Here is a 22,171-nt window from a genome sequence, read left to right on the forward strand (position 1 = left end):
CGGGCCAGGGGTTCAGAAGCGTGCGGTGAGCAGGGCCAGGACGGCAACGCCGGCGGTAAGCCAGGCGGCGTAGTCGCCGACGTGGCCCGAGTGCAGTTCGTGCAGGCGGCGGGTGGCGGCGCCGACCGCGCGTGCCAGTGGGGCGCGGCCCCGTGCGGGGCGTGCGGCGGCCGTGCCCGCCGGGCGGGTCGGGGCGGCGCGGCGGACGCCGGCGGCGGCGACCCCCAGCGCCAGTAGCACGGTGACGGCCGATCCGGCGAGGCCCGCGAGCGTCCAGGGCTCGGCGGGCGGCGCGTGCGGGTGGGTGAGGCGGCCGTCCAGGACGAGGGCGGCGTAGGCGTCGCGGTCGGCGAACATCGCGGCGGCGTCGGCGACGGGCCCGCCGGGCAGCAGCCCGATCGCCAGGCCCGCGGCCAGCAGCGCGACCGCGGGCGCGACCATGACCCAGGGGATGGACGCGAGGGTGAAGGGCGTCTCGGGCCCCTCCCGCTCTTCCTGCCCCGCGGGTCCGTGCTCTCCCGCCGCGCCGCCCCGGGAGCCGGTTTCGCCGGGGTCGCGGCGCAGGGGCATGCCGCGCCACACCACCAGCCACACGCGCAGGACGGCGCCGGCGGTGACGGCGGACGCGGCGATGGACAAGGGCGTGAACCACCACCAGCCCTGCTCCAGGACGGCGTGCTCGGTGACCGAGTGCCCGGCGAACAGCCCCGACGGCGGGAGCCCGGCCAGGCACAGCGCGCCGGTGAGGACGACGGCGCCGGTGACGGGCATGACGCGTCCGCGTCCGCGCAGGTCGCGGGCGTCGACGCTCTGGAACCGGTTCAGCAGCGCCCCGGCGGCCAGGAACAGCGCGCCCTTCACGCCGGCGTGCCCGGCCAGGGAGTAGGCGGTGCCCGACAGCGCCGCGGGGGTGCCGGCGGCGACGCCGACCAGCAGCAGCCCGGCGTGGCTGATGGTGGAGTAGGCCAGCAGCCGCTTGACGTGGTGCTGCAGGACGCACATGACCGCGCCGAGCAGCGCCGCGGCGGCGCCGAGGACGGCGACGGCGCGCAGCGGCACCAGCCCGGGGAACACGGCCCAGTAGGTCCGCGCGACCCCGTACACCCCGAGTTCGACCATGACGCCGGAGAACAGGACGCACACGGGGGTGGGGGCGACGGCGTGGGCGTCGGCGAGCCAGAAGTGGAAGGGGACGGCGGCGGCCTTGACCAGGTAGCCGGTGCAGATGAGCACGAACGCGGCGGTGATCAGGGCGTCCGGGCGCGGGTGGGGGCCGCCGGTCAGGTGGCGGCCGATGGCGGCGAGTCCGAGCTGCCCGGTGCGGCCGTAGATCAGGCCGATGCCGGCGAGGGTGAGGTAGGCGCCCAGGGACTGGACGATGCCGAAGTTGAGGGCGCCGTGGACGGTGGCGGGCTCCTCGGAGCGGTAGCCGGTGAGCGCGAACGCCACGACGCTCATCAGCTCGAAGAACACGAAGGCGTCGAACAGGTCGCCGGTGTAGACGAACGCGCACATGGAGGCCAGGAACAGCAGGATGAGCGCGTGGAAGATCGCCTGGATCTCGGTGAAGTAGCGCCAGGAGAACGCCAGCGCGGCCAGGGTGAGGGCGGCGGCGACGCAGGCGAGCGCGGCGGCGAGGGGGTCGGCGGCCAGGGGGACGCCGACGCCGGTGCCCGGGCCCCAGCCGCCGAGCCAGGTGACCTGCGGGCGGTGGGGGGCGCGGGCGAGGGTGAGGGCGGTCAGGGCGGTGACGGCGGCGGCGGTGGCCAGGGCGGTGATGTCGACGGCCGGGCGCGGCAGCCACCGTCCGGTGGCGGCGAGCAGGGCGGCGACCAGGACGGGCAGCGCGACGGTGGCCTGCAGGATCACGGTTCGAGGGGGCGCAGGTCGCCGGGGTCCAGGGTGCCGCGCCGTTTGGCGACCTGGACGGCCAGGGCGAGCAGCAGCGCGGTGACGGTGGCGCCGACGACGATGTCGGTGAGGGTCATGGCCTGCACGACGGGGTCGGTGACGGGCCCGCCGGCGGGGGGCGGCGGGCGGTCGGAGAACACCGGTGCGGTGGCGCCGGAGCGGTAGCCGATGGCCAGGAGGAGCACGTAGGTGCCGGACTGGGTGACCGACAGGCACACCACGGCGTGCACGAGGTCGCGGGTGGTGACGACGCCGTAGAGGCCGACGAGCATGATCCAGCCGGCGGTGAGGTAGGGGACGGTGCTCACGTGGGCTCCCGCGGGTCGCCGGTTCCGCGGTGCTCGCGGACCAGGAGGGCCTGTTCGAAGAACTTGCCGAGCAGCAGGACCAGGGCGCAGCCGACCTCGATCCCGACGGCGGTGTTGAGGGCGGGGACGCGTGCGGCGGGGGAGGCCCCGGCGGCGGCGAGGGCGAGCAGGACGAACGCGGCGGCGGCGACGGCCTCGGTGGACTCGAACACCGGGATGGGCCGCAGGCGCTGCAGGGCGGGGTAGTCGCCCGCCAGGTAGAGCAGGTGGATGGCGGTGCCGAGGACGAGGCCGCCCTGGAAGCCGCCGCCGGGGGACTGGGCGCCGTGCGCGACGATGTAGACGCCGATGAGCAGGGTGAGGGGCAGCAGCAGGTGGCCGACGATGCGCAGCGCGTCGGACGCCTCGGCGGGCCCGTGCCGGCGGGTGGCGCCGTCGCGCTCGTCCTCGCTGCGCACGACGCGCAGCAGCGCCACGGCGGCGAGCGCGGCCGACAGCAGGATGAGCTCCTCGCCGAGGGTGTCGAAGGCGCGCTGGTCGAAGTTGACGGAGGAGACGACGTTGGGGGTGCCCCGCCGCACGGCCTGGTGGACGGCGCGGTCGGCGTAGGGGTGCAGGGAGCCGCCGAAGGCGGGCAGGCCGAGCGTCCCGGCGGTGAACAGGGCGGCGGTCCCGGCGGCGCCTGCGGCGAACAGCGAGACGCGGGTGCGGGGCCTCACCGGGGCGCCTGCCCGCCGCCGCGTCCGCCCGCGCCCTGTCCTCCGCTCCTTCCAGCGCCCTGTCCGCGTTCGGTGCCGTCCCGGGCGGGTGGTTCGTCGCCGGTGTCGCGGTAGCGGCGGGTGGCGTGCAGGGCCAGCACGACCAGCAGCGGCAGCAGGACGGTCCCGACGCCGATCTGGGACATCGCGACGTCGGGCGCCTGGAGGATGAGGAACAGCAGGCCGAGGACCATCCCGTAGCCCGACAGCACGATCGCCTGGCGGACGGTGTCGCGGGTCAGGACGACGGCGGTGGCCATGAGCGCGGCCAGGGCGAGGGCGGCGGCGATGAGGGCGTCGGCGAGCGGCCCGGACAGCGCGTCCGCCGCCACGTGCGCCGGCGCGGTCGTGATCGCGGTCGTGAGCGCGGAGGTGAGGGCGGTCGCGATGGTCACGGCGGGTTCACTCCGATCGGCCGGCGGCGCGTTCGACGGCCTGCCCGGCGGTGGCGAGCGTGGCGGGGCCGGTCGCGGCGAGCAGGACGGCGATGACGGCGAGCTTGGCGACGTCGTGCCAGGACGACCAGGGCCGCAGCGCCAGCCCGGTGATCAGCAGCGGCGCGGCCAGGACGGTGACGGGCGCGACGGTGTGCAGGCGGGCAGCGGCGCCGCGGGTGAGGGGCAGCCGCATCCCGGCGGCGACGGCGAGGGCGGTTCCGGCCCAGGTCAGCACGTCGGCGAGCAGGTCCAGGGACATCGCTGGCCCCCTTTCACAGGGTCCGGCTCAGGAACCGGGCGAACACCAGGGACCCGGCGAACGACAGCAGCGCCAGCACCAGGGCGACGTCGAGGTAGGCGGGCCGGCCGTAGGCGGCGGCCAGCAGCACCAGCGCCATGGTGACCAGCGGCCCTGTGACGATCAACCCGGCCAGCCGTCCGGCGGGCCGTCCGCGCAGGGTGGCCAGCAGCGCCGGCAGCAGCGCGCCGGCCATGACGGCCAAGGCGGGCAGCGCGGTGCCCGCGACGTCGGTCTTCACCGCGGTCCTCCCTCGCGCGGTCCTCCCTCGCGCGGCCCCTGCGCGGGCGGGTCGTCGATGAGCCCGGCGCGGCGCAGGCTCCGTTCGAACGGCGAGGGGCCGGTCAGGCGGTGCACGCGCAGCAGCCCGCGTTCGGGGTCGACGCCGCCGACGTAGGTGCCGGGGGAGGCCGACATCAGCAGGGTCGCGGCGCCGCGGGCGGCGGGGCCGGGCGGGGCGGCCGGCGTCGTCCAGTGCCCGCCGGTCGCGCCGCGCACGGTGATGCGGGCGGTGTCGGCGACGATCTGGGCGGGCAGCCGCGCCAGCGGTGGGAGGAGCAGCCGGACGGGCGCGACGGGCCGCCGGGACGCGTCGCGGCCGGCGGCGGGTTCGCGGCCGCTCCCGGGCGGGCGGGCGGTGCCGGTGGTGAGCAGGACCCGGCGCGCGGCGACCGCGGCGGCGGCTCCCACGGCGGCCGTGAGCGCTCCGACGGTGATCTCGGTGGGGGAGATGGCGGGCACCAGCGCCAGGTACACCGCCAGCAGCGCCGTCCACCAGGCCAGCGGCTCGGCGGCCTGCCGGGCTGGGCCGGGGCGCGGCGGCGGTGCCGGTGCGCACGGCGGCTCATCGGGTGGCATGGGTTTCGGCATACCCGGAGCGAGGGTTCCAACCGTCGGCGCCGGCCGCCCGCCGCGCCCCGCCAGATCCCTGTGCACGGGCGGTTCGCATGTTTGCGGTGGCCGGGTGGGGTAGGCCGCGTTACGGCCGACGAACGTGATTCTTCGCCGGTGTACCGCCGCGGCGGCACACCGGTTCGGCAGGAAGATCCCCCCGACGGAAGGACGGACGATGAAGACCCCCTCGGTCCCGGGCAACGGGTCCGGACAAGCGAGCAAGAACGTCAGCAGGACGGCGGGCAAGGCGGCGGGCAAGGCCGAGGCCGCCGGCACGGCCGCCAAGGACACCACGAAGGGCACCGCCAAGAGCACGACGGCCACTGCCAAGAGCACGACGAACACCGCAAAGGACACCGCGCAGGGCGCGGCGAAGACCGCGGGGACGGGAGTCGCGCGGGCCGGCGGCCAGGTGGCGGCGCTGCCCGGCCGCGCGGCGGGGCTGGCCAAGCTCCTCACGCTCGGCCGGTTCCTGCGGGCGGCGCCGGTGGCGGGGGCGGCCGTCGCCGGGATCGTCGTCGGGCGTCTCACCGCCCGGAAGCGCTGACCTCCGGCCTCCCGGAATTTCCGACGAGGGCGACGCCCCCGCAGAACCCGTTCTGCGGGGGCGTCGCACGTGCTGGCACGGACATTTCGTCCTGACCGGCACATAACCGGAAACAGATCCCCTGTTTAGGGAGGCCGAGGCGGGTACACCGGGGGTCATGCTCAACCCCCCAACGGGTCAACCCCCAGAAGGAGCGATCACATGACTGGGCCGATCGCCCAGCAGACTTCGGGCAGCAATGTCGTGCAGCGCGGCGGTTCCGGCAGCGGCCTCGCCGACGTGGTCGACCTGATCCTGGAGAAGGGTCTGGTCATCGACCTGTACGCGCGGGTCTCGCTGGTGGGAATCGAAATCCTCACGATCGACGTGCGGATCGTCGTCGCCAGTGTCGACACCTACCTGCGGTTCGCCGAGGCGGTGAACCGTCTGGACATCGCTCACGACGGCACCTCGCAGGGTCTGCCGGAGTTCGTTGGCGGCATGCAGGAGTCCGGCGCCAAGAAGAAGACGCGCGGCGCCCTGGAAGGGGCGCAGGACCGGCTGAAGGAGACCTTCGGCGGCGGCTCCGACGAGGACGAGGACGACAAGCAGCCCGCGCGGCGCCGTTCGTCGCGCAAGAAGGAGGACGAGGAAGAATGAGCACGCCTCAGACCCCCGGCGGCTCTGAGGCCGGGAACCGGATCCCGCAGTACGTGTACGGGGTGACCCGGTCGGGCGTGGCGCTGCCACCGGACCTGGCCGGGCTGGACGACGGGACGGTGTCGCTGGTCGAGGACGGCGGTGTGGCCGCCGCGGTCGTCAGCGACCTGCCGGCCGACCGGGCCCTGGGCGAGCGCGCCGACCTGGTGGCGCACCAGCGGGTGCTGAACGCGCTGGTCGACGCCGGGACCGTGGTCCTGCCGTTCCGGTTCGGGGCGGCGCTGGCCGACCGCGACGCGGTGGAGAAGGAACTGCTGGCCGGCAACTCCGACCGCTTCGGGCAGGTCCTGGACCAGCTGGAGGGCCGCGTCGAGCTGCGCGTCAAGGGCACCTACGTCGAGGACGCGGTGCTGCGGGAGATCATGCAGAACGACCCGGAGGTAGCCGAGCTGGCGCAGCGGCTGCGGGAGGTCCCGGCCGACGCCGCCGACGCGGTCTACTACGACCGGGTCCGGCTCGGCGAGCTGATCGCGCAGTCGATGCAGCGGCTCCGGGAGAGCGACGAGCAGGTCCTGCTGGACGGGGCGGCCTCGGCGGCCGAGGCGTTCACGCGCAAGACCCCGGCCAGGGAGGAGGACGTCCTGGACGCCTCGTTCCTGGTCCGCGCCGACCGCCGCGCCGCGTTCGAGGAGGCCGTGGAGAAGCTGGGCCAGGAGCACGGCGACCGGATCCGCATCCGGCTGATCGGGCCCCTGCCGCCCTACGACTTCGTTCCGGAGGCATGAGCGGCGATGGGATTCTTCACCGGGCTGGTCACGGCGCCCCTGGCACCCGTCAAGGGCGTGATGTGGCTGGCCGAGACCCTGACCGAGCAGGCCGAGGCGCAGCTGTACGACCCGGGGCGGATCGCCGCGGAGATGCAGCAGGTGGCCGACGAGGCCGCCGCCGGCGAGATCACCGAGGAGGAGGCCGCCGAGCGCGAGGAGGAGCTGATCCACCGGTTGAACGAGGGCCGCGCCCGCGGCTACCAGCCGGGCGGCTAGGAGGCCGGTCATGTTGTCCGCGTCCAAGGCCGCCGCAATGGCGGTGGAGCACGTCACCGCGATGACCGGCCGCCGGGCCGAGAGCGTCGTGGGAATGGAGCGCACTGAGGAGGGCTGGCGCGTCAAGGTGGAGGTCGTGGAGACCCACCGCATCCCGGACTCCGCGGACATCCTCGCGGTCTACGACACCGAGGTGGACGAGGACGGGGAGCTGGTGAGCTACCGGCGCGCCGGCCGCTATGCCCGCGGACGAGTCGAGAGGAACTGAGCGGCTGTGAGTGAGATCTCCTGGACGGGCCAGCGCTCCCCGGCGCGGTCGATGGCCGGGGAACGGCAGGGCGCCAACCTGGCCGACCTGCTGGAACGCATCCTCGACAAGGGGATCGTGATCGTCGGGGACGTCCGGGTGAACCTGCTGGACATCGAACTGCTGACGATCAAGCTTCGGCTGCTGGTGGCGTCGGTGGACCGGGCCAAGGAAATGGGCATCGACTGGTGGGAGCACGACCCGTCCCTGTCCTCCAAGGCCCGGCAGAAGGAGGTGGACGGCCAGGGCGACCGCGAGCTGCTGGAGGAGAACCGGCGGCTGCGCGAACGCCTGGCCGCCCTGGAGGCGGGCGCCGACGGAGCCGCCGAACCGACCGGAGACGGGAAGGAGTCCCCATCATGACCGCCCCCGGGTTCGCCGGCGAGACCGCCGGCGCCCACGGCACCGCCGACCCGGCCGGTACCGGCGTCTACCTGTACGGGGTGGCGCGGGGCCTGGACCCGGCCGCGCTGGGCGACACCGCCGGGGTGGCCGGCGCGCCGGTGCGCGGCGTCGTCGCGGCCGGGCTGACCGCCCTGGTCAGCACCGTCCGGCTCGCCGAGTACGGCGAGGCGGCTCTGCGCGCCAACCTGGAGGACCTGGAGTGGCTGGAGGCCACCGCCCGCGCCCACCACGACGTGGTGGACCGGGCCGCGCACGCCGCCCCCACCGCGCCCGTGCGGATCGCGACCATCTACCGCGACGACACGCGCGTCGCCGAGGTGCTCTCGGACGAGGGCGGCCGCTTCACCGAGGTCCTCGACCTGATCACCGGCCGTTCGGAGTGGGGCGTGAAGGCCTACGCCGACCCCGAACTGCTGCGCGGCGACGCCGAGCAGGACGGCCCCGGCGCCGGTGAGGGGCCCGCGCCGGGCGCCGAGCCCCCGGCCGAAGATCCCGCGGGCGGCTCGTCCGGCGGGGCCGGGACCGCGTACCTGCGGCGCCGGCAGCAGGAGCGCCGACGCCGCGCCGACGCCGGGCGCCGGGTCGGCGAGCAGGCCGACGCGGTGCACGCCGAGCTCGCCGACCACGCCGTGGCGTCCCGGCACCACCCGCCGCAGGACCCGCGGCTGTCGGGCCGGTCGGGCACGCAGATCCTCAACGTCGCCTACCTGCTGGACGAGGAGCAGGTGGAGGGGTTCCTGGCGGTCACGCGGGCGGCCGCCGAGAAGCTGGCGGGCATCGAGGTGGAGGTGACGGGGCCCTGGCCGCCCTACTCCTTCATCGAGCCGGGGGCGATGTGACGGCCCTGCTGGACCAGGGCCGCGACGCCCCGATGGAGCGGATCGCGCTGGTCGACCTGCTGGACCGGCTCCTGGCGGGCGGTGTCGTCATCACCGGCGACCTGGTCATCTCGATCGCGGGCGTGGACCTGGTGGAGGTGTCCCTGCGGGCGCTGATCACCTCCGTCCGCGACGAACTGCTGCCCGAGGAGGAACGACCATGAGCCGACCCGGCCACGAGCCCCCTCACCGCACCCCCCGGGAGACCGGCCGTGAACCCCGCACGCGCGGCGAGCGCGGGCGGGGGAGCAGCGAGCCGGTGAGCGGGGAGGTGTCGGTGCGCGACCCCGCGGTGGGAGACCCCTTCACCGACGACATCCTGGCGGGACGCACCGAGTCCTCCGCGGACGCCCCGGTGCGCGCCGCGCCCGTACGGGAGGCGGACCTGCGGGAGCGGTCCTCGCGCACGATGCAGCGGCTGCGCTCCGACCCCGAGACGGTCGAGCGGGACCTGGTGAAGCTGGTGCTGACCCTGGTCGAGCTGATCCGGCAGCTGATGGAGCGGCAGGCGCTGCGCCGCGCCGAGGGCGGCGACCTCAGCGACCAGCAGATCGAGGACCTGGGGCTGGCGCTGATGCGCCTGGACGAGGCGATGACCCGGCTCAAGGACCACTTCGACCTGGACGACCACGACCTCAACCTCGACCTCGGCCCGCTCGGCCCCCTCCTGCCGGACAACTGACCGGCCCGGCCCGGCGGGCCACGGTCACCGCTTTCACCGCGGGTTCACGGCGGTCGCCTTGAAGAAGGTGTAGTGGAACGTGCCCTCGGGGCCCGCGGCGCGGTGCAGGTCGGCGACCCCGCGGTCGAAGTCGGCCGGGGTGGCCAGCCCGGCCGCGACGGCCTCGTCCCGGACCGACTCGATCATCGCGGCGAAGGTGTCGCGGGTGAAGGCCCGGCCCAGGTCGGGACGCGCCCCGTCGGCGTAGACGGTCCGCGGGACGACACCGACCCGCGCGTACCCGGCCTCCTCCAGCAGCGGACCCAACCGCCGCCCGAGCAGGGCGTCGCCGCCCGCCGCGGCCTGCAACGCGACCTGGTGGGCGATCGCCGCGCGCGCGTGGGCGCTGTCGGGATGAAAGAACGCCGACCCGTGGTCGCCCTCGATGACGGTCAGGGTCCCCCCGGGCCGCAGCACCCGCCGCAGCCCCGCCAGCGCGGCGCACGGATCGGGCAGATGCTCCAGCACGAAGCACACGAACACGTGGTCGAAAGCCGCGTCGGGGAACGGCAGGTCCCGCAGGTCGGCGCACCGCCACCGCACCCGCGCCGCGGGGAAGGACGCCTCCACGCGGGCGCGGGCCTGGTCCAGGGACGCGCGCGAAAGGTCCACCGCGGTCAGGCGCACGCCGGGGGAGCGCGACACCAGATGCACCGTCTGCGCCCCCACACCGCAGCCGGCCTCCAGCACCCGGCTGCCCGCCGGGTAGGCGGTCCCGTCGTGCAGCAACGCGGCCAGGACATCGGCCTGGTCACCCAGCCGCCGCGCCTCCCGCCCCGAGTACCCGTGCACATAGCCGCCGGGGCCGCTCGCCATCGTGGTTTCCATGGGTCCACCGTGGCCGCACAATGGCATGGTGAACAGGTCCAATGACGGCGAACACGACAGGTCCATAACGCGAGGGTCGGACTTCCTGCAACTCGACCCCGCCGACGCCCCGCCCGGCGGGCTCGCCGACTGGCTCGCCGGACGGCTCCGCGACGCCATCGCCGACGGCCGCCTGCCCGTGGGAGCCCGCCTGCCCGCCACCCGCGTCCTGGCCGCCGACCTGCGCGTCTCCCGCGGCGCGGTCACCGAGGCCTACCAGCGCCTGGCCGACGAAGGCCACCTCGCCGGACGCGGCCGCGCCGGCACCGTCGTCGTCGCCGCACCCCTCACCCCGGCCCCACCCACCACCGGCCCGCCCCGCAGAGATCCCACCTCACCACCGGACCCCGCACCATCCCCGGAGAAACCGTTCCCGGGGAAACCGGGCGCGGACGTGTTCGACGTCCTGCGCGACCTGCCCGCCCGCATCGACCTGTCACCCGGCCTGCCCGACCTCGCCGCCTTCCCCCGCGCGGCCTGGCAGCGCGCCGAACGCACCGTCCTGCGCGACCTGCCCGCCGCCGGCCTCGGCTACGGCGACCCGCGCGGCACCCCCGCACTGCGCACCGCGGTCGCCGCCTGGCTCGCCCGCTACCGCGGCATCCACGCCGACCCCGACGGCATCGTCATCGTCGCCGGCACCGCCCAGGCCCTCGGCCTCATCGCCCGCGTCCTGGCCCACGACGGCATCGACCGGATCGCCGTGGAGGACCCCGGCTCCCTCGGCGTCCGCCAGCACCTGGCGCACTGGGGGATGGGCACCCCGCCCGTCCCCGTCGACGCCGCCGGCATCCGCGTCGACCGCCTGCGCGCCACCGGCGCCCCCGCCGTCCTGCTCACACCCGCCCACCAGTTCCCCACCGGCGTCGTGCTCGGCGGCGACCGCCGCCGCGACCTCACACACTGGGCCGCCACAGGCGGCCTGGTCATCGAGGACGACTACGACGCCGAGCACCGCTACGACCGGCCCCCGGTCCCCGCACTGCGCTCCATGCTCACCGACCGCGCCTTCTACACCGGCAGCGTCTCCAAACTCCTGGCCCCGGCACTGCGCATCGGCTGGATCCTGCCGCCGCCCCCGCACCTGGACGCCGTCATCGCCGAGAAACGCTTCGCCGACCTCGGCAACGCCGCCCTCCCGCAACACGTCCTCGCCGAACTCATGAACTCCGGCGACATGGAGCGCACCCTGCGGCTGCTGCGCCGCCGCCACCGCCGGCGCCGCGACACGATGATCGAGGCCATCGCCGCGCACCTGCCCACCGCGACCGTCCACGGCGCCGCCGCCGGCCTGCACCTGACCATCACCTTCCCCCGCCACCCCCCAGACGGCCTCAACGACGCCGACCTCGCCGCGGCCGCACTGGAACACGGCGTCAAAACCCACCCGCTGTCATGGCACGCGCAACGCCCCCACCCGCCCGGACTGGTCCTCGGATACGCCGCCGTCCCCACCTCGGCCATCACCGACGCCATCACCGCCCTCGCCCGCGCCCTCCACCACCTCCACGGTCAGCACGCCACCGCCCGGGCGGCCAGAAGCTCGGCCTCCCACAGGTCGCGGTAGGCGCCCGCCACCGCCAGCAACTCCTCATGCCGGCCCCGCTGCACCACCCGCCCCCGATCCAGCACCACCACCTCGTCGGCCGCCCCCAGCGCCGCCAGCCGATGCGTGACCAGCAGCAGCGTCCCGCCACCCGGCGCCTCCAGCAGCTCCCGCGTCACCGCGTCCGCCGCCACCGGATCCAACCCCTCCGTCGGCTCGTCCAGCACCAGCACCGGCGGATCGGCCAGCAGCGCCCGCGCCAGCAGCAGCCGCTGCCGCTGCCCGCCCGACAGGCCGCGCCCACCCGCCCCCACCACGGTGTCCCACCCGTCCGGCAACGCCCGCACCACCTCGCCGAACCGCGCCCGCTCCGCCGCCGCCCACAACTGCGCCTCACCCGCGTCCGGACGCGCCAGCAGCAGATTCGCCCGCACCGACGCGGCGAACACATGCGCGTCCTGCGCCAGCCCCCGCACCGCCGCCCGCACATCCCCGGGCGCATACGCGCCGACGTCCCGGCCCCCGAGCAGCACCGCACCCGCCGCCACCGGCACATCCCCGGACAGCACCGCCAAAAGGGTGCTCTTGCCCGCGCCGCTCGCCCCCACCACCGCGACCCGCCGGCCCCGCTCCACCCGCAGATCCACCCCGTCCAGCGCCACCCCCTCCACCGCCGCCCCTTCCCCGTAGGCGACACGCACCCCCAGCAACTCCACCTCCAGCGGCCCCCGCGGCACCACCACCGGACGCGCCGGGCCCGGCACCGGGGGAGCGGCCAGCACCGCCCCGACCCGCCGCACCGCCGGCGCCACCTCCCGCAACCGCTGCGCCGCACCCGCCAGCGGCAGCACCGACTCCACCGCCACCAGCGCCGTCAACGCCAGCACCGCCGCACCCACCTCGTCCACACCCGCACGCAACCCCACCCACGCCACCACAGCGACCGTCACGCCCTGCACCACGAACCCGGCCGCCGCCACCACCGCCGCGACCCGCACCGCCGACCGCTCCGCCCCCTCCAACCGCCGCACCGCATCCCGCGCCCGCTCCGCATACCGGCCCGACGCACCGAACATCGCCAGATCCCGCGCCCCCTCCAGCACATCCAGCGACCGCACCGCCAGCACCTCACGCCCCTCCGCCATCCGCGCCGCCGCCCGCCCACCGGCCACCGCCGCCACCGCCGGCAGCACCACCCCCGCCACCAGCAGACCCACCGCCAGCACCCCCGCCGCCGACACCTCCACCAGCGAGCACACCACCACCCCCGCCGCCCCGCACACCACCGACGCCGCCACCGGCAGCACACACCGCAGCAACAGGTCCTGGACGGCGTCCACATCCGACACCATCCGCGTCAGCGCGTCACCGTCCCGCACCCGCCGCGCCCCAGGACGCGCCGCCGCCAACGCGTCGAACACCCGACCCCGCAACTCCGCCAGCGCCCGCAACGCCGCGTCATGCCCCGCCAGCCGCTCCACATACCGCAGCGACCCCTTCGCCAGCGCGAACCCCCGCACCGCCACGATCGCCACCGACAGCGCCCCCAGCTCCGGCCCCTGCGACGCCCGCGCGATCAACCACGCCGCCGCCGCGATCAACCCCAGCCCGCACAGCTCCGCCGCCGCACCCGCCGCACCCGCCGCCACCAGCCGCACCGCGTGCGGACGCACCGCACCCCACACCCCCGACGCGCCCCTCACGCCGCCTCCTCGCCGACCCGCCCACCGGCCCCCGCGCACACCCGGCCGCCCTCCAACCGCACCACCCGATCCGCCGCCCGCAGCAACGCCGGACGATGCGCCACCAGCACCGCCGTCCGCCCCGCCAGCAACCGCACCGCCGCATCCACCAGCACCCGCTCACTGTGCAGATCCAGCCGCGCCGTCGGCTCGTCCAGCAGCATCACCGGACCCCCCGACAGGAACGCCCGCGCGATCGCCAGCCGCTGCCGCTGCCCCGCCGACAACCCCGTACCGCCCTCACCCAGCACCGTCGACAGCCCCTCCGGCAACTCCCCGACGAAGTCCGCCGCGGCCGCCCGCGCCGCCTCCACCACCCGCCCCGCCCCGGCACCCGGATCACCCAGCCGGATGTTGTCGGCCACCGACGCCGCGAACAGATGCGGACGCTGCGGCACCCACCCCACACGCGCCCGCCACGCCTCCACATCCAGCTCCGCCAGATCCACCCCATCGACCAGCACCCGCCCCGAATCGGGGGACACCAGCCCCGCCAGAACCAGAAGCAGCGTCGACTTGCCCGCCCCCGACGGCCCCGTCACCGCCACCCGCTCACCCGGTCCCACCCGCATCGACACCCGATCCAACGCCGCCTCCGCCGCACCCCCGTAACGGACCGTCACCTCCTCCAGCACGATCTCCGGCGCCCCCGCCCCCACCACGACCCGGCCACCGCACCCGGAAACAGCCGGCGCGTCCAGCACCGCGAACACCTCCCGCGCCGCCGCCACCCCCTCCGCACTCGCATGGAAACGCTGCCCCAACGCCCGCAACGGCAGAAACACCTCCGGCGTCAACACCAACACCAGCAAACCCGTCGCCAGGGCCATCTCCCCGCCCAGCAACCGCAACCCCACCGGAACCGCCACCAGCGCCACAGACAACGCGCACACCAGCTCCAGCACCAGCGACGACAAGAACGCCACCCGCAGCGCCCGCACACTCGCCCGCCGATGCTCACCCGCCAGCTCCCGCACCACCACCGACTGATGACCGGTCCGCCCGAACGCCCGCAACGTCCCCAGCCCCGCCACCACGTCCCGGAAATGACCCCCCAACCGGTGCAGCAACCCCCACTGCCGGCCCGTCAACGCCGCCGTCCGCATCCCCACCAGCGCACCGAACACCGGAACCAACGGAACCGTCAACGCCACCACCAGCGCCGACACCCAATCCGCCGCCACCAGCCGCACCAACACCACCACCGGCACCGCACACGCCGCCACCACCTGCGGCACATAACCAGTGAAGAACGGATCGACCGCGTCCAACCCCCGGGTCAGCAACGTCACCCGCGCCCCCGCATCACCCGCCGCCCTCTCCAGCAGCGCACCCCGCAGCCCCCGCTTCACCCGCGCCGCCGCCCGGCCCGCCACCAGCGCCCCCACCCACGCCAGCACCGCACGCCCGGCCACCACCACCGCCACCCACGGCAACGGCCCCGCATCCAGGCCCGCCACCGCCCGCACCAGCAACTCCGCCTGCACCACCAGCAGAACACCCTGACCCGCCGCCAGCACCCCCAGCAGGACCATCACCCCGCCAGGAACCCGCCGCAGCAGACGCCCCTCGACACCCTTCACCCGGCCCGCCTACAAGTACGAGGGCGACTCCACACGCCCCCGGAACGTCCACCACACCAGCGCCTGCGACGCCAACAGCAACGGCAGCACCACCACCGTCACCACCACCGTCATCGTCAGCCCCGCACCCTCGGCCACGACCTCCGACCACTCCACCTGCACCCCGGCCACCACCGGCGCACCCGCCATCACCAGCGCCGACAACCCGTACCGGGACGGAACCCGCCCCGCACGCTCCGCCAACCCCACCGGCAACCGCCACCGAACGAACCCCGCCCCATGCCAAGCGAACAGCACCGCCAACGGCAACCCCGCAACGCTCCCCACCCCCAGCCCGCCACCGGCCAGCACCGAACCCAGCACCGAACCCCACGCCAACGCCAGCGCCCAACTCCCCGCCACGATCGCCGCGTCCCACACACCACGCCACACCGCCGCGTCCACCCGCCCCCGCAGCCACAACCCCATGTCCCGCACGACCCACCCGAACAGCAGCACCGCGAACAGCGGATACAACTCCTCCAGCAACCCGTGCTCCAGCCCCGGGAACGCACCCGCCACCAGACCCGCCGCCGCCACCAACCACACCTCGTTGCCCAGGAAGAACGGCGCGAACGACGCGATCACCAACCGCCGCTCCCGCTGGTCCCGCCCCAGCCACGGCAGCAGCATCCCCACCCCGACATCGGCGCCCGCCAGCACCAGATACCCGGCCGAGAACACCGCCAGCAACACCACCGCGAGAGAATCCATCACCAGACTCCTGTCAGAACGTCGGGCTCATCACCGGCGCGGCCGGCTCCACCGGGGGAGAGGCACCCAACCCCGCCCCCTCCGGACCCCGCCGCGCGAACCGCGCCAGCAGCCACGCGTTCACCCCGAACAGCACCGCGAACAGCACCGAGAACGCCACGAACGACACCGTGATCGTCCCCGCCCCCACACCCGGCGACAGCGCGTCCCGCGTCTTCAGCACCCCGTACACCATCCACGGCTGCCGCCCCACCTCACGGAACACCCACCCCGCCACCATCGCCACATACGGCAGCGGCACCGCAGCGATCATCAGCACGTGGAACACCCGCCCCCGCACCAGCCACCGCCCGAACGGAAACTTCACCAACGCCACCGCCGCCACCAGCAGCATCAGCATCCACATCGTCATCATCAGCGCCTCACCGACCCCCGCCAGCACCGGCGCCCGGTAATCATCCGGCCCGAACCGCGCCGTGAAATCCGCCACCGCGGCCGCCGCCTTGTGCCCACCCGTCTTCGTCGGCTGCGCGTACTGGAACTGCATCCCGCCGAACACCACCACCGGCATCACCGACACCATCACCGTCAGCAACCCGATCCGCATCGACCGCCGGAAGAACTCCACCTCCGCCGTCCTCCGCAGCAGATGAAAACCGCTCACCCCCGCCATGAAGAACCCCGCCGTCAGCAACCCCCCGAACAGAACATGGAAGAACGCCAGCAACGCCGTCGGATTCGCCAGCAACGCCCCCACATCGTCCAGCCGCGCCACACCGTCCACCATCACGAACCCCACCGGACGCTGCAGCCACCCGTTCGCCACCAGCACGAAATACGCCGACAGATACGCCGTCAGCGTCACCACCCAGATCAGCGCCAGATGCACCCACCGGTTCAGCCGATCCCACCCGAAGATCCACAACCCCAGGAACGTCGACTCCACGAAGAACGCCACGATCGTCTCCAGCGCCAGCGGCGCACCGAACACGTTCCCCGTCACCCGCGACAGCCCCGACCAGTTCAACCCGAACTGGAACTCCATCACCAACCCGGTGACGATCCCCACCGCATAGTTGATGACATACAACTGCCCCCAGAACCGCACCATCCGCGCATGCACCGCACTGCCCGACACCGTCGCCCGCGTCTGCGTCAACGCCACCAGCGTCGCCAACCCCAGCGTCAGCGCCACGAACAGGAAATGCGTGCCGGCCGTCAACGCGAACTGCACCCGCGCCAGATCCAGCGGATCCGCACCCATCAGCACACGCTCCAAGAATCGATCCGCAACGACCCCACGATCCTCGGCCCGCACCCACCGCCCACGAATCCGGCGAGAGCGTTCAACCGCCATGCGCCTTTCGCGTACCGCCCACCCGCCGCCTACGCCTCCGGATGTACACGGCCACGCCACGCCCCCAACCCCAGCACGACGGCCACCACCACGTACGGCACCGCCGCCACCCCCACCAACACGCCCGCACCCGCCCACCGCGACCCCAGCGCATACCCCGCGAACACCAGCACCGCCACCGCCTCCGCCCCGAACCCCGCCACCGACGTCACCGTCGCCCGCGCCCCATCACCCACCCGCGCCTGCAACCGCGCGTCCGCCGCCGCCATCGCCCACCGGAACACCCCGAACGCCACCGCCACCAGCACCAGCCCACCCGGCCGACCACCCAGCGACCCCACCGCCAGGCACACCGCACCCACCCCCAGCACCGGTGCCAGCCACCGCACACCCCGACCCGCCGACCAACCACCCACCGCATCACCCACCGTCACCACCAGCACCAGCAACGGCACCGCCGACGCCGCCACACCCGTCGACCGCACGAGCAACGGCACATACTCATCCAGCGCGGTCACACCCTCCAGCACCATCACCAGGACCAGCGCCCGCCGCACCGCCGGCTCACCCCGCACCTGCGCCCACCCCTGACGCACCACCGACCCGAACGACGGCTCCTCCGCGCCCTCACCGACGCCCCCGGACTCCGGCAGGAACCACCCCGCCACCGCACACCCCACGCAAGCCGCCACACTCGCCGCACCCAGCCCCCGGTACCCCCACGCCGCCACCACCGGCGACGCCACGGCCGACGCCGCCACCACCGCCAGCAGCGACACCGCCTCAGAACGCCCGACCAGCCGCGCATAGGCGCCCGGCGCCCCCACCCGCTCCAACTCCTCGTACACCAGCGCCTGCATCGTCCCCGAACGAAGCGCCGACCCCGCGCCCCACAGCACGAACCCGGCCGCGAACGCCGGATACGAAGGGAAGAAGGCCCACAGCCCGAAACCCGCACCCGCCAGCAGGGGAGCGGCCACCAGCAGCAACCGCCGCGAGAACACATCCGCCCACAAACCGGACGGCAGCTCCAGCGCGAACGTCGTGACCGACCAGATCACGAACAACGACGAGACGGCGGCGGGGGAGAGCCCGGTCTCAGCGAACAGCACCGCGTACACCGGGTACAGAAGAACGAAGTCCTCGAGGAACGCGTAGCCGTACAGCCTCCGCGCGAGCCCCGCCTCAGGTGAAGATCAATGTCGTTGGCGCATGCCTGCACCCTAACCGGCACAGACCCGCCCGCGCACCAGGAAATCGACGGGGGAGAGGCCCCGACAACTTCGCAGAACGTTACTCTCCGTAATCATCGCCGGCTGCCTCACACACCCGCGGGGGAGCGGCCGAAGAGCGCCAGCAGGCGCGCCTGGTCGTCGGCGCCGTCGGGCACGGCGACCTCCGGGCCGAGCATGCCCGCCTCACGACCACCGGGCGCCATCCGCCGAGCGGTCGCCAGCGCGGGACCGACCAGATCGGCGGCGAAGACGACCGACTGCCCGGTGGCCTGCGCCAGATCCCACGCGTGGACGAGCAGCTCCAGCGGATAACCCTCCAGCCACTCGCTCAGCGTCATCTCCAGGCCGAGAGCCAGCCGCACCGGACGAGCCAACGCCTCGGGGGTCAACTCGGCCGTCATCCGCGCCCGCACCAGCCGCCAGGACGCCACCGGGTCCGCGCCGGCGACCTCGCGCCAGTCCGGATCGTCCTCAGGCAGCGGACGTCCGGCGGCCCGCATCTCGACCACCAGCAGCCCGGCCGTCACATGCCCGGCCAAATCGACCGCCACCCAGCCCTCGCACGGCGAGGGGGAGAGCCACCGGCCCGCAGGCGTCGCGGCGAGCACGGCCTCGAAGACGTCCAACGCGCGAACGAACCGGCCCGGCACCATCTCCATCACCTCTACTTAACATAATGCTCATTATCGACCAAGCGTCTACGTCGCAGAAACGGGGCTCCAGGCGACTGGGTACGCCGCAGGGCGCCGAACGAACCCGGCATCCCACCGCCACTCCAATTCGCTGGCCGGCACCGCAGGCCGCAAGGTGGGCAGCCGCTCGGTGAGCAACTCGAAGGCGATCTGGAGCTCGAGGCGGCCCAGCGGCGCACCGATGCAGATGTGAGGACCGTTCCCGAACGCCAGGTGCGGGTTCGGGGTACGCGCTAGGTCGATCGTCTCCGGGGCGGCGAAAGCAGCCGAATCGTAGGCGGCCGCGTCAGGCGACGGGATGACGAGGTCGCCGGCGCGGATCTGTACGCCGCCGAGCTCGGTGTCGCAGGTCGCGCGTCGGGGCTGGGTAGCGCCGAGAACTCCGTTTGGGACGATCCGCAGCATCTCCTCCACAGCGGTCGGGATGAGGACCGGTTCAGCCACCAGCCGGGAGTACAGCGAGCTGCCGTTCGGACCATCGGCGGTCGTCAGAAGGCGATGCGTGGCGCAGACCAGGGCGCCAGCCGTGCTCTCCCATCCGCCTGTGACCACGCTCGCCGCCAGCAGCCCGGCCGAGGCCTCGTCGACACCGGCTGCCTGGGCATTGGCGGCCACGACCGACACCAGGTCCTCGCCCGGATCTCGGAGACGCCGCCGCATGAGCGCCACCATGTACCCGACCATGGCCTCCATGGCTGCCGGGGCCGTGTGATGGGCGTCCGGGGCGACGGAGACTATGGCCTCGTTCCATGCCCGGAACCGCTCGTAGTCGGCCTCTGGGATGCCGAACTGGTGGCCGATGACGCCGAGCGTCAATGGCAGAGCGAAATCCTCGGAAAGGTCCGCCGGCTCCCCACTGGCGAGCATCGCGCTGAGTCGGTCCGCCACAGCGTTCTCGATCTCGGGCCGCAGCCTGCGTACCTTGGACGGGGTGAACGCGGCCTTGACCAGGCCGCGGATGCGCCGGTGCTCCTCACCGTCCAGGGTGATGATGATCGGGGCGGCCTTCATGAACGGCGAGATGCCATCGGCGGAGCCCCGCACGAAGGTGTCGGTGTCCCTGTAGACGCGCACAGCTTCGGCGTGACCAGTGACCAGCCATGCCTCGGCGTCCGCCTGGCCCAGCGGCAGAGCCACCTTGGACACCGGCCCGTGCGCCTGGAGCTGCATGTGGGTTGCGGCCAGGCCAAGCGGATCGTCGGGTGGGTCGAACGGGAAACGCGGGCAGGCGGTCTGGGGCGTGAGGGCCACTCGCGGTCCTTCCAGAACTGAGCCGTCCGATCAAGTTGTCCAGCGGCGTAAAAAACATCAGCAGATAGCCGCAGCAATGTCAATAATTCACCAGCTGCCATCAGAATCGCGGACGATCGGCCACTCCGATCGGTGCGCCTGCGGGGGCGCGGTCACGCGGTGCGGGATGCGTGTTCGGCGGCGAGGTCGATCCAGAAGCGGTCCTCGCCGCGGGCGCGGCCGTCGTGGACGCCGCCGTTCGCGATGATGACCCTCCGGGACGGCTCGTTGCCGGCGGCGCACGTCAGCAGAACGCGCTCCAGGCCGAGCCGGCGGCATTCGCCCAGCCCCGCCGCGAGCATCCGCGTGGCGTGGCCCCGCCGACGCCACGGGAGCACGACGTGATACCCGATGTGCCCGCCGACCTCCGCGAGCTCCGGCGTCAGGCGATGCCGCACGATGAGAGTCCCGATGTAGTGCTCGCCCGAGACATACCAGTACGTCGTGGACGGGACGCCCCAACGCTCCTGGACGCCGCGCCGGCGCGCCGCGAACGCCTCGAAGTCGCGGTGGGCCTCGTCCAGCCAGTCCGTCGGGTCGCCGGTCGCCAGATGGTCGGCCCTCTCCCCGGTCAGGAACGACTCGCGCACCGCCGTTGTGGGCGGTACCAGACGCGGCGGCCGGGCGAGATCATCCACCGGGCCAGTCTGACCCAACGTCGCCGTCGACGGAACCGGATTGATCCCGGTCAGGGCGTGAACGCCTGGGCGACGGCGAGGCTGTCCTCGTAGACGTGGTGCCGGACGACCAGGCCGTTCTCGACCGTGAGGTGCAGGGCGAACCGGGCGCGGTAGGCGCGCCCGGTGGACCGCGCCGTCTGCCGGATCTCGCCCAGCACCACCGCGTCATCGCCGTCCACCAGGATGCGCTCCACCTGCGTGTCCACCTTCTCCGGCACGTGGTGCTCGGCGATCTGCCGATAGTGCGCGGCGGCATCGGCGCGGCCGGACCGGTGCCGGATCCAGGGCGTGGCGGCGCGGCCGTGCTCGACCTCGGGCCAGTCGAGCTTCCAGTCGCTGTGCTCGGCGTACAGGGCGGCGATCCGTTCGGGGTCGCCCTCGCCGATCCGGCGCAGCAACTCCTCCACCACGGCGCGCGTGCTCGTCGGCGTAGCAGTTCCGGACATGGTCGACCTCCGTCGAAGTGCAGTCGGTTCGGCGGGGCAACCTTGCCAGCGCCTTCCCTGCCGCGGCGATGACCTCCCAGGTAATGGATCAAAGCGGGACCCGGCCCTACTCCGCGCGAGATTCCGCCCTTTCAGGCACAAACCAGACAGAAGCTGGATTCTGTTTGGTTTGAGAAATGCGCTCGAACCACTGCTGCGGAGTGCGTCGAGCCATGCCGACCACGTCGTCGCGCGCGGACCGATGAGTTTGTCGGCGGGTTCTGGTCATCATCAGGACGGCTGAGGACGCCTCGTCGAATTGAGGGTGTGACATGGTCGACCGTGAACCGGCTACCGAGCTGGGCCCGTTCTCGTCTCCAGGCGCGCAGGCGACGCCGTGGGCGTCGGCGTTCGCGGTCCTCGGTGAGGCGGAGGTGTTCTGGCTTTCCACGGTGCGGCCTGACGGGCGACCGCACGTGACGCCGTTGCTGGCGGCCTGGAGTCTGGGCGGCTTGTGCTTCACCACGGGCGGTCAGGAGCGCAAGGCGCGAAATCTCGAGCACAATGCCCGATGTGTGCTGACGACGGGCACGAATGCCTTGACCGGTGTGGACGTCGTCATCGAGGGTCTCGCATCTGTAGTGGATGATCGCTCGGAACGCCGGCAGGCCACCGCGGACTTCGAGCGGAAGTACGGCGCCCATCTGACCAGCCCAGAGGGTACCTGGTACGGGTTGGGCGACGCCGTCATCGCCGGCGACGTGACGCTCTATCGAGTCGCGCCGGCCGTCGGATTCGCCTTCGGCAAGTTGCCGGCGTCCAGCCAGACTCGCTACACGTGGCCGAGCCGGTGAC

The 22,171-nt window shown here is 73.7% G+C and carries 28 protein-coding genes; 11 read left to right on the plus strand and 17 right to left on the minus strand.

The annotated features are described in order from the left end of the window. Window positions 1-12: 12 nt before the first annotated feature. From BJ999_RS21725 to BJ999_RS21755, 7 genes are read right to left on the minus strand one after another with little or no spacing between them, the layout of a single operon-like run. The gene (locus BJ999_RS21725) at window positions 13-1,869 is read right to left on the minus strand and encodes a complex I subunit 5 family protein (RefSeq protein WP_218935167.1); all 1,857 of its coding nucleotides are present in this window, start codon (window positions 1,867-1,869) and stop codon (window positions 13-15) included. Then, window positions 1,866-2,219 carry a sodium:proton antiporter gene (locus BJ999_RS21730; protein ID WP_179835001.1) on the minus strand — a complete coding sequence of 118 codons (354 nt, stop codon included), beginning with the start codon at window positions 2,217-2,219 and terminating at the stop codon, window positions 1,866-1,868. The genes BJ999_RS21725 and BJ999_RS21730 overlap by 4 nt, the downstream gene beginning before the upstream one ends. Further along, on the minus strand, window positions 2,216-2,938 hold the full coding sequence (locus BJ999_RS43090) for a Na(+)/H(+) antiporter subunit B (RefSeq protein ID WP_179835002.1): 723 nt from the start codon (window positions 2,936-2,938) through the stop codon (window positions 2,216-2,218). Before BJ999_RS43090 ends, BJ999_RS21730 begins: the two co-directional genes overlap by 4 nt. Next, on the minus strand, window positions 2,935-3,372 hold the full coding sequence (locus BJ999_RS21740; protein WP_229810633.1) for a Na(+)/H(+) antiporter subunit B: 438 nt from the start codon (window positions 3,370-3,372) through the stop codon (window positions 2,935-2,937). The genes BJ999_RS43090 and BJ999_RS21740 overlap by 4 nt, the downstream gene beginning before the upstream one ends. A 7-nt stretch (window positions 3,373-3,379) precedes the next feature. Next, a complete protein-coding gene (locus BJ999_RS21745; protein ID WP_179835003.1) occupies window positions 3,380-3,673 on the minus strand; it encodes a monovalent cation/H(+) antiporter subunit G in 294 nt (97 codons plus the stop codon). A gap of 13 nt (window positions 3,674-3,686) precedes the next feature. Then, entirely contained in the window at window positions 3,687-3,953 is a 267-nt protein-coding gene (locus BJ999_RS43095) for a monovalent cation/H+ antiporter complex subunit F (protein ID WP_218935168.1), read from the minus strand. Further along, on the minus strand, window positions 3,950-4,570 hold the full coding sequence (locus BJ999_RS21755; RefSeq protein WP_179835004.1) for a hypothetical protein: 621 nt from the start codon (window positions 4,568-4,570) through the stop codon (window positions 3,950-3,952). The genes BJ999_RS43095 and BJ999_RS21755 overlap by 4 nt, the downstream gene beginning before the upstream one ends. Window positions 4,571-4,781: 211 nt before the next feature. Between BJ999_RS21755 and BJ999_RS21760 the strand changes: the two genes are divergently transcribed. From BJ999_RS21760 to BJ999_RS42230, 9 genes are all read left to right on the plus strand, one after another. Continuing rightward, a complete protein-coding gene (locus tag BJ999_RS21760) occupies window positions 4,782-5,153 on the plus strand; it encodes a hypothetical protein (RefSeq protein ID WP_179835005.1) in 372 nt (123 codons plus the stop codon). 201 nt (window positions 5,154-5,354) lie between these two features. Then, window positions 5,355-5,792, plus strand: a complete 438-nt coding sequence (gvpJ, locus tag BJ999_RS21765; RefSeq protein ID WP_179835006.1) for a gas vesicle protein GvpJ — start codon at window positions 5,355-5,357, stop codon at window positions 5,790-5,792. After that, a complete protein-coding gene (locus BJ999_RS21770; RefSeq protein WP_179835007.1) occupies window positions 5,789-6,577 on the plus strand; it encodes a GvpL/GvpF family gas vesicle protein in 789 nt (262 codons plus the stop codon). Before gvpJ ends, BJ999_RS21770 begins: the two co-directional genes overlap by 4 nt. Window positions 6,578-6,583: 6 nt before the next feature. Then, window positions 6,584-6,835: a gas vesicle protein GvpG gene (locus tag BJ999_RS21775; RefSeq protein WP_179835008.1), complete on the plus strand. Its 252-nt coding sequence runs from the start codon at window positions 6,584-6,586 to the stop codon at window positions 6,833-6,835. 10 nt (window positions 6,836-6,845) lie between these two features. Then, entirely contained in the window at window positions 6,846-7,103 is a 258-nt protein-coding gene (gvpO, locus tag BJ999_RS21780) for a gas vesicle protein GvpO (RefSeq protein WP_179835009.1), read from the plus strand. 6 nt (window positions 7,104-7,109) lie between these two features. Then, window positions 7,110-7,505 carry a gas vesicle protein gene (locus tag BJ999_RS21785; protein WP_373292869.1) on the plus strand — a complete coding sequence of 132 codons (396 nt, stop codon included), beginning with the start codon at window positions 7,110-7,112 and terminating at the stop codon, window positions 7,503-7,505. After that, window positions 7,502-8,386, plus strand: a complete 885-nt coding sequence (locus BJ999_RS21790) for a GvpL/GvpF family gas vesicle protein (protein WP_179835010.1) — start codon at window positions 7,502-7,504, stop codon at window positions 8,384-8,386. The genes BJ999_RS21785 and BJ999_RS21790 overlap by 4 nt, the downstream gene beginning before the upstream one ends. Then, on the plus strand, window positions 8,383-8,589 hold the full coding sequence (locus tag BJ999_RS21795; RefSeq protein ID WP_229810634.1) for a gas vesicle protein: 207 nt from the start codon (window positions 8,383-8,385) through the stop codon (window positions 8,587-8,589). Before BJ999_RS21790 ends, BJ999_RS21795 begins: the two co-directional genes overlap by 4 nt. Then, on the plus strand, window positions 8,586-9,107 hold the full coding sequence (locus tag BJ999_RS42230; RefSeq protein WP_179835011.1) for a gas vesicle protein K: 522 nt from the start codon (window positions 8,586-8,588) through the stop codon (window positions 9,105-9,107). Before BJ999_RS21795 ends, BJ999_RS42230 begins: the two co-directional genes overlap by 4 nt. Window positions 9,108-9,140: 33 nt before the next feature. Here BJ999_RS42230 and BJ999_RS21805 read toward each other — a convergent pair whose 3' ends face one another. Then, complete coding sequence (locus BJ999_RS21805) at window positions 9,141-9,974, minus strand: class I SAM-dependent methyltransferase (RefSeq protein WP_218935169.1); 834 nt, start codon at window positions 9,972-9,974, stop codon at window positions 9,141-9,143. A 28-nt stretch (window positions 9,975-10,002) separates the two neighbouring features. On the opposite strand from BJ999_RS21805, the gene pdxR reads away from it, so the two are divergent. Next, entirely contained in the window at window positions 10,003-11,580 is a 1,578-nt protein-coding gene (pdxR, locus tag BJ999_RS21810; RefSeq protein ID WP_229810635.1) for a MocR-like pyridoxine biosynthesis transcription factor PdxR, read from the plus strand. Here the strand turns inward: pdxR and cydC are convergent. The 9 genes from cydC to BJ999_RS21855 form a co-directional block, all read right to left on the minus strand. Then, the gene (gene cydC, locus BJ999_RS21815) at window positions 11,526-13,262 is read right to left on the minus strand and encodes a thiol reductant ABC exporter subunit CydC (protein WP_229810636.1); all 1,737 of its coding nucleotides are present in this window, start codon (window positions 13,260-13,262) and stop codon (window positions 11,526-11,528) included. The two genes, pdxR and cydC, sit on opposite strands and share 55 nt — an antisense overlap. Continuing rightward, window positions 13,259-14,884, minus strand: a complete 1,626-nt coding sequence (gene cydD, locus BJ999_RS21820) for a thiol reductant ABC exporter subunit CydD (RefSeq protein WP_268247862.1) — start codon at window positions 14,882-14,884, stop codon at window positions 13,259-13,261. Before cydD ends, cydC begins: the two co-directional genes overlap by 4 nt. 9 nt (window positions 14,885-14,893) lie before the next feature. Further along, window positions 14,894-15,637, minus strand: a complete 744-nt coding sequence (locus BJ999_RS21825) for a cytochrome d ubiquinol oxidase subunit II (protein ID WP_179835013.1) — start codon at window positions 15,635-15,637, stop codon at window positions 14,894-14,896. Window positions 15,638-15,650: 13 nt separating this feature from the next. Continuing rightward, on the minus strand, window positions 15,651-16,907 hold the full coding sequence (locus BJ999_RS21830) for a cytochrome ubiquinol oxidase subunit I (RefSeq protein ID WP_308427288.1): 1,257 nt from the start codon (window positions 16,905-16,907) through the stop codon (window positions 15,651-15,653). Window positions 16,908-17,023: 116 nt separating this feature from the next. Further along, window positions 17,024-18,115 (minus strand): MFS transporter, encoded by a 1,092-nt coding sequence (locus BJ999_RS21835; RefSeq protein WP_179835014.1) that lies wholly within the window; start codon window positions 18,113-18,115, stop codon window positions 17,024-17,026. Window positions 18,116-18,315: 200 nt separating this feature from the next. After that, window positions 18,316-18,888 carry a TIGR03086 family metal-binding protein gene (locus BJ999_RS21840; protein ID WP_179835015.1) on the minus strand — a complete coding sequence of 191 codons (573 nt, stop codon included), beginning with the start codon at window positions 18,886-18,888 and terminating at the stop codon, window positions 18,316-18,318. A 39-nt stretch (window positions 18,889-18,927) separates the two neighbouring features. Beyond that, on the minus strand, window positions 18,928-20,172 hold the full coding sequence (locus tag BJ999_RS43665) for a cytochrome P450 (protein WP_179835016.1): 1,245 nt from the start codon (window positions 20,170-20,172) through the stop codon (window positions 18,928-18,930). A 152-nt stretch (window positions 20,173-20,324) separates the two neighbouring features. Continuing rightward, window positions 20,325-20,849, minus strand: a complete 525-nt coding sequence (locus BJ999_RS21850) for a GNAT family N-acetyltransferase (RefSeq protein WP_179835017.1) — start codon at window positions 20,847-20,849, stop codon at window positions 20,325-20,327. A 50-nt stretch (window positions 20,850-20,899) separates the two neighbouring features. Beyond that, window positions 20,900-21,337, minus strand: a complete 438-nt coding sequence (locus BJ999_RS21855) for a nuclear transport factor 2 family protein (RefSeq protein WP_179835018.1) — start codon at window positions 21,335-21,337, stop codon at window positions 20,900-20,902. A gap of 311 nt (window positions 21,338-21,648) precedes the next feature. Between BJ999_RS21855 and BJ999_RS21860 the strand changes: the two genes are divergently transcribed. After that, the gene (locus BJ999_RS21860) at window positions 21,649-22,170 is read left to right on the plus strand and encodes a pyridoxamine 5'-phosphate oxidase family protein (RefSeq protein WP_179835019.1); all 522 of its coding nucleotides are present in this window, start codon (window positions 21,649-21,651) and stop codon (window positions 22,168-22,170) included. The last annotated feature ends 1 nt before the right edge of the window (window position 22,171 follow it).

The sequence above is a fragment of the Actinomadura citrea genome (assembly GCF_013409045.1).
Lineage (GTDB): Bacteria > Actinomycetota > Actinomycetes > Streptosporangiales > Streptosporangiaceae > Spirillospora > Spirillospora citrea.

What these genes read in the sequence shown, in the direction of transcription:
- BJ999_RS21805 (WP_218935169.1), bottom strand. Translation starts at nt 9,974, where the DNA reads ATGGAAACCACGATGGCGAGCGGCCCCGGCGGCTATGTGCACGGGTAC.
- BJ999_RS21760 (WP_179835005.1), top strand. Translation starts at nt 4,782, where the DNA reads ATGAAGACCCCCTCGGTCCCGGGCAACGGGTCCGGACAAGCGAGCAAG.
- BJ999_RS21825 (WP_179835013.1), bottom strand. Translation starts at nt 15,637, where the DNA reads ATGGATTCTCTCGCGGTGGTGTTGCTGGCGGTGTTCTCGGCCGGGTAT.
- BJ999_RS42230 (WP_179835011.1), top strand. Translation starts at nt 8,586, where the DNA reads ATGAGCCGACCCGGCCACGAGCCCCCTCACCGCACCCCCCGGGAGACC.
- BJ999_RS21790 (WP_179835010.1), top strand. Translation starts at nt 7,502, where the DNA reads ATGACCGCCCCCGGGTTCGCCGGCGAGACCGCCGGCGCCCACGGCACC.
- BJ999_RS21775 (WP_179835008.1), top strand. Translation starts at nt 6,584, where the DNA reads ATGGGATTCTTCACCGGGCTGGTCACGGCGCCCCTGGCACCCGTCAAG.
- BJ999_RS21840 (WP_179835015.1), bottom strand. Translation starts at nt 18,888, where the DNA reads ATGGAGATGGTGCCGGGCCGGTTCGTTCGCGCGTTGGACGTCTTCGAG.
- gvpJ (WP_179835006.1), top strand. Translation starts at nt 5,355, where the DNA reads ATGACTGGGCCGATCGCCCAGCAGACTTCGGGCAGCAATGTCGTGCAG.
- BJ999_RS21860 (WP_179835019.1), top strand. Translation starts at nt 21,649, where the DNA reads ATGGTCGACCGTGAACCGGCTACCGAGCTGGGCCCGTTCTCGTCTCCA.
- gvpO (WP_179835009.1), top strand. Translation starts at nt 6,846, where the DNA reads ATGTTGTCCGCGTCCAAGGCCGCCGCAATGGCGGTGGAGCACGTCACC.
- BJ999_RS21745 (WP_179835003.1), bottom strand. Translation starts at nt 3,673, where the DNA reads ATGTCCCTGGACCTGCTCGCCGACGTGCTGACCTGGGCCGGAACCGCC.
- BJ999_RS21770 (WP_179835007.1), top strand. Translation starts at nt 5,789, where the DNA reads ATGAGCACGCCTCAGACCCCCGGCGGCTCTGAGGCCGGGAACCGGATC.
- BJ999_RS21855 (WP_179835018.1), bottom strand. Translation starts at nt 21,337, where the DNA reads ATGTCCGGAACTGCTACGCCGACGAGCACGCGCGCCGTGGTGGAGGAG.
- BJ999_RS21755 (WP_179835004.1), bottom strand. Translation starts at nt 4,570, where the DNA reads ATGCCACCCGATGAGCCGCCGTGCGCACCGGCACCGCCGCCGCGCCCC.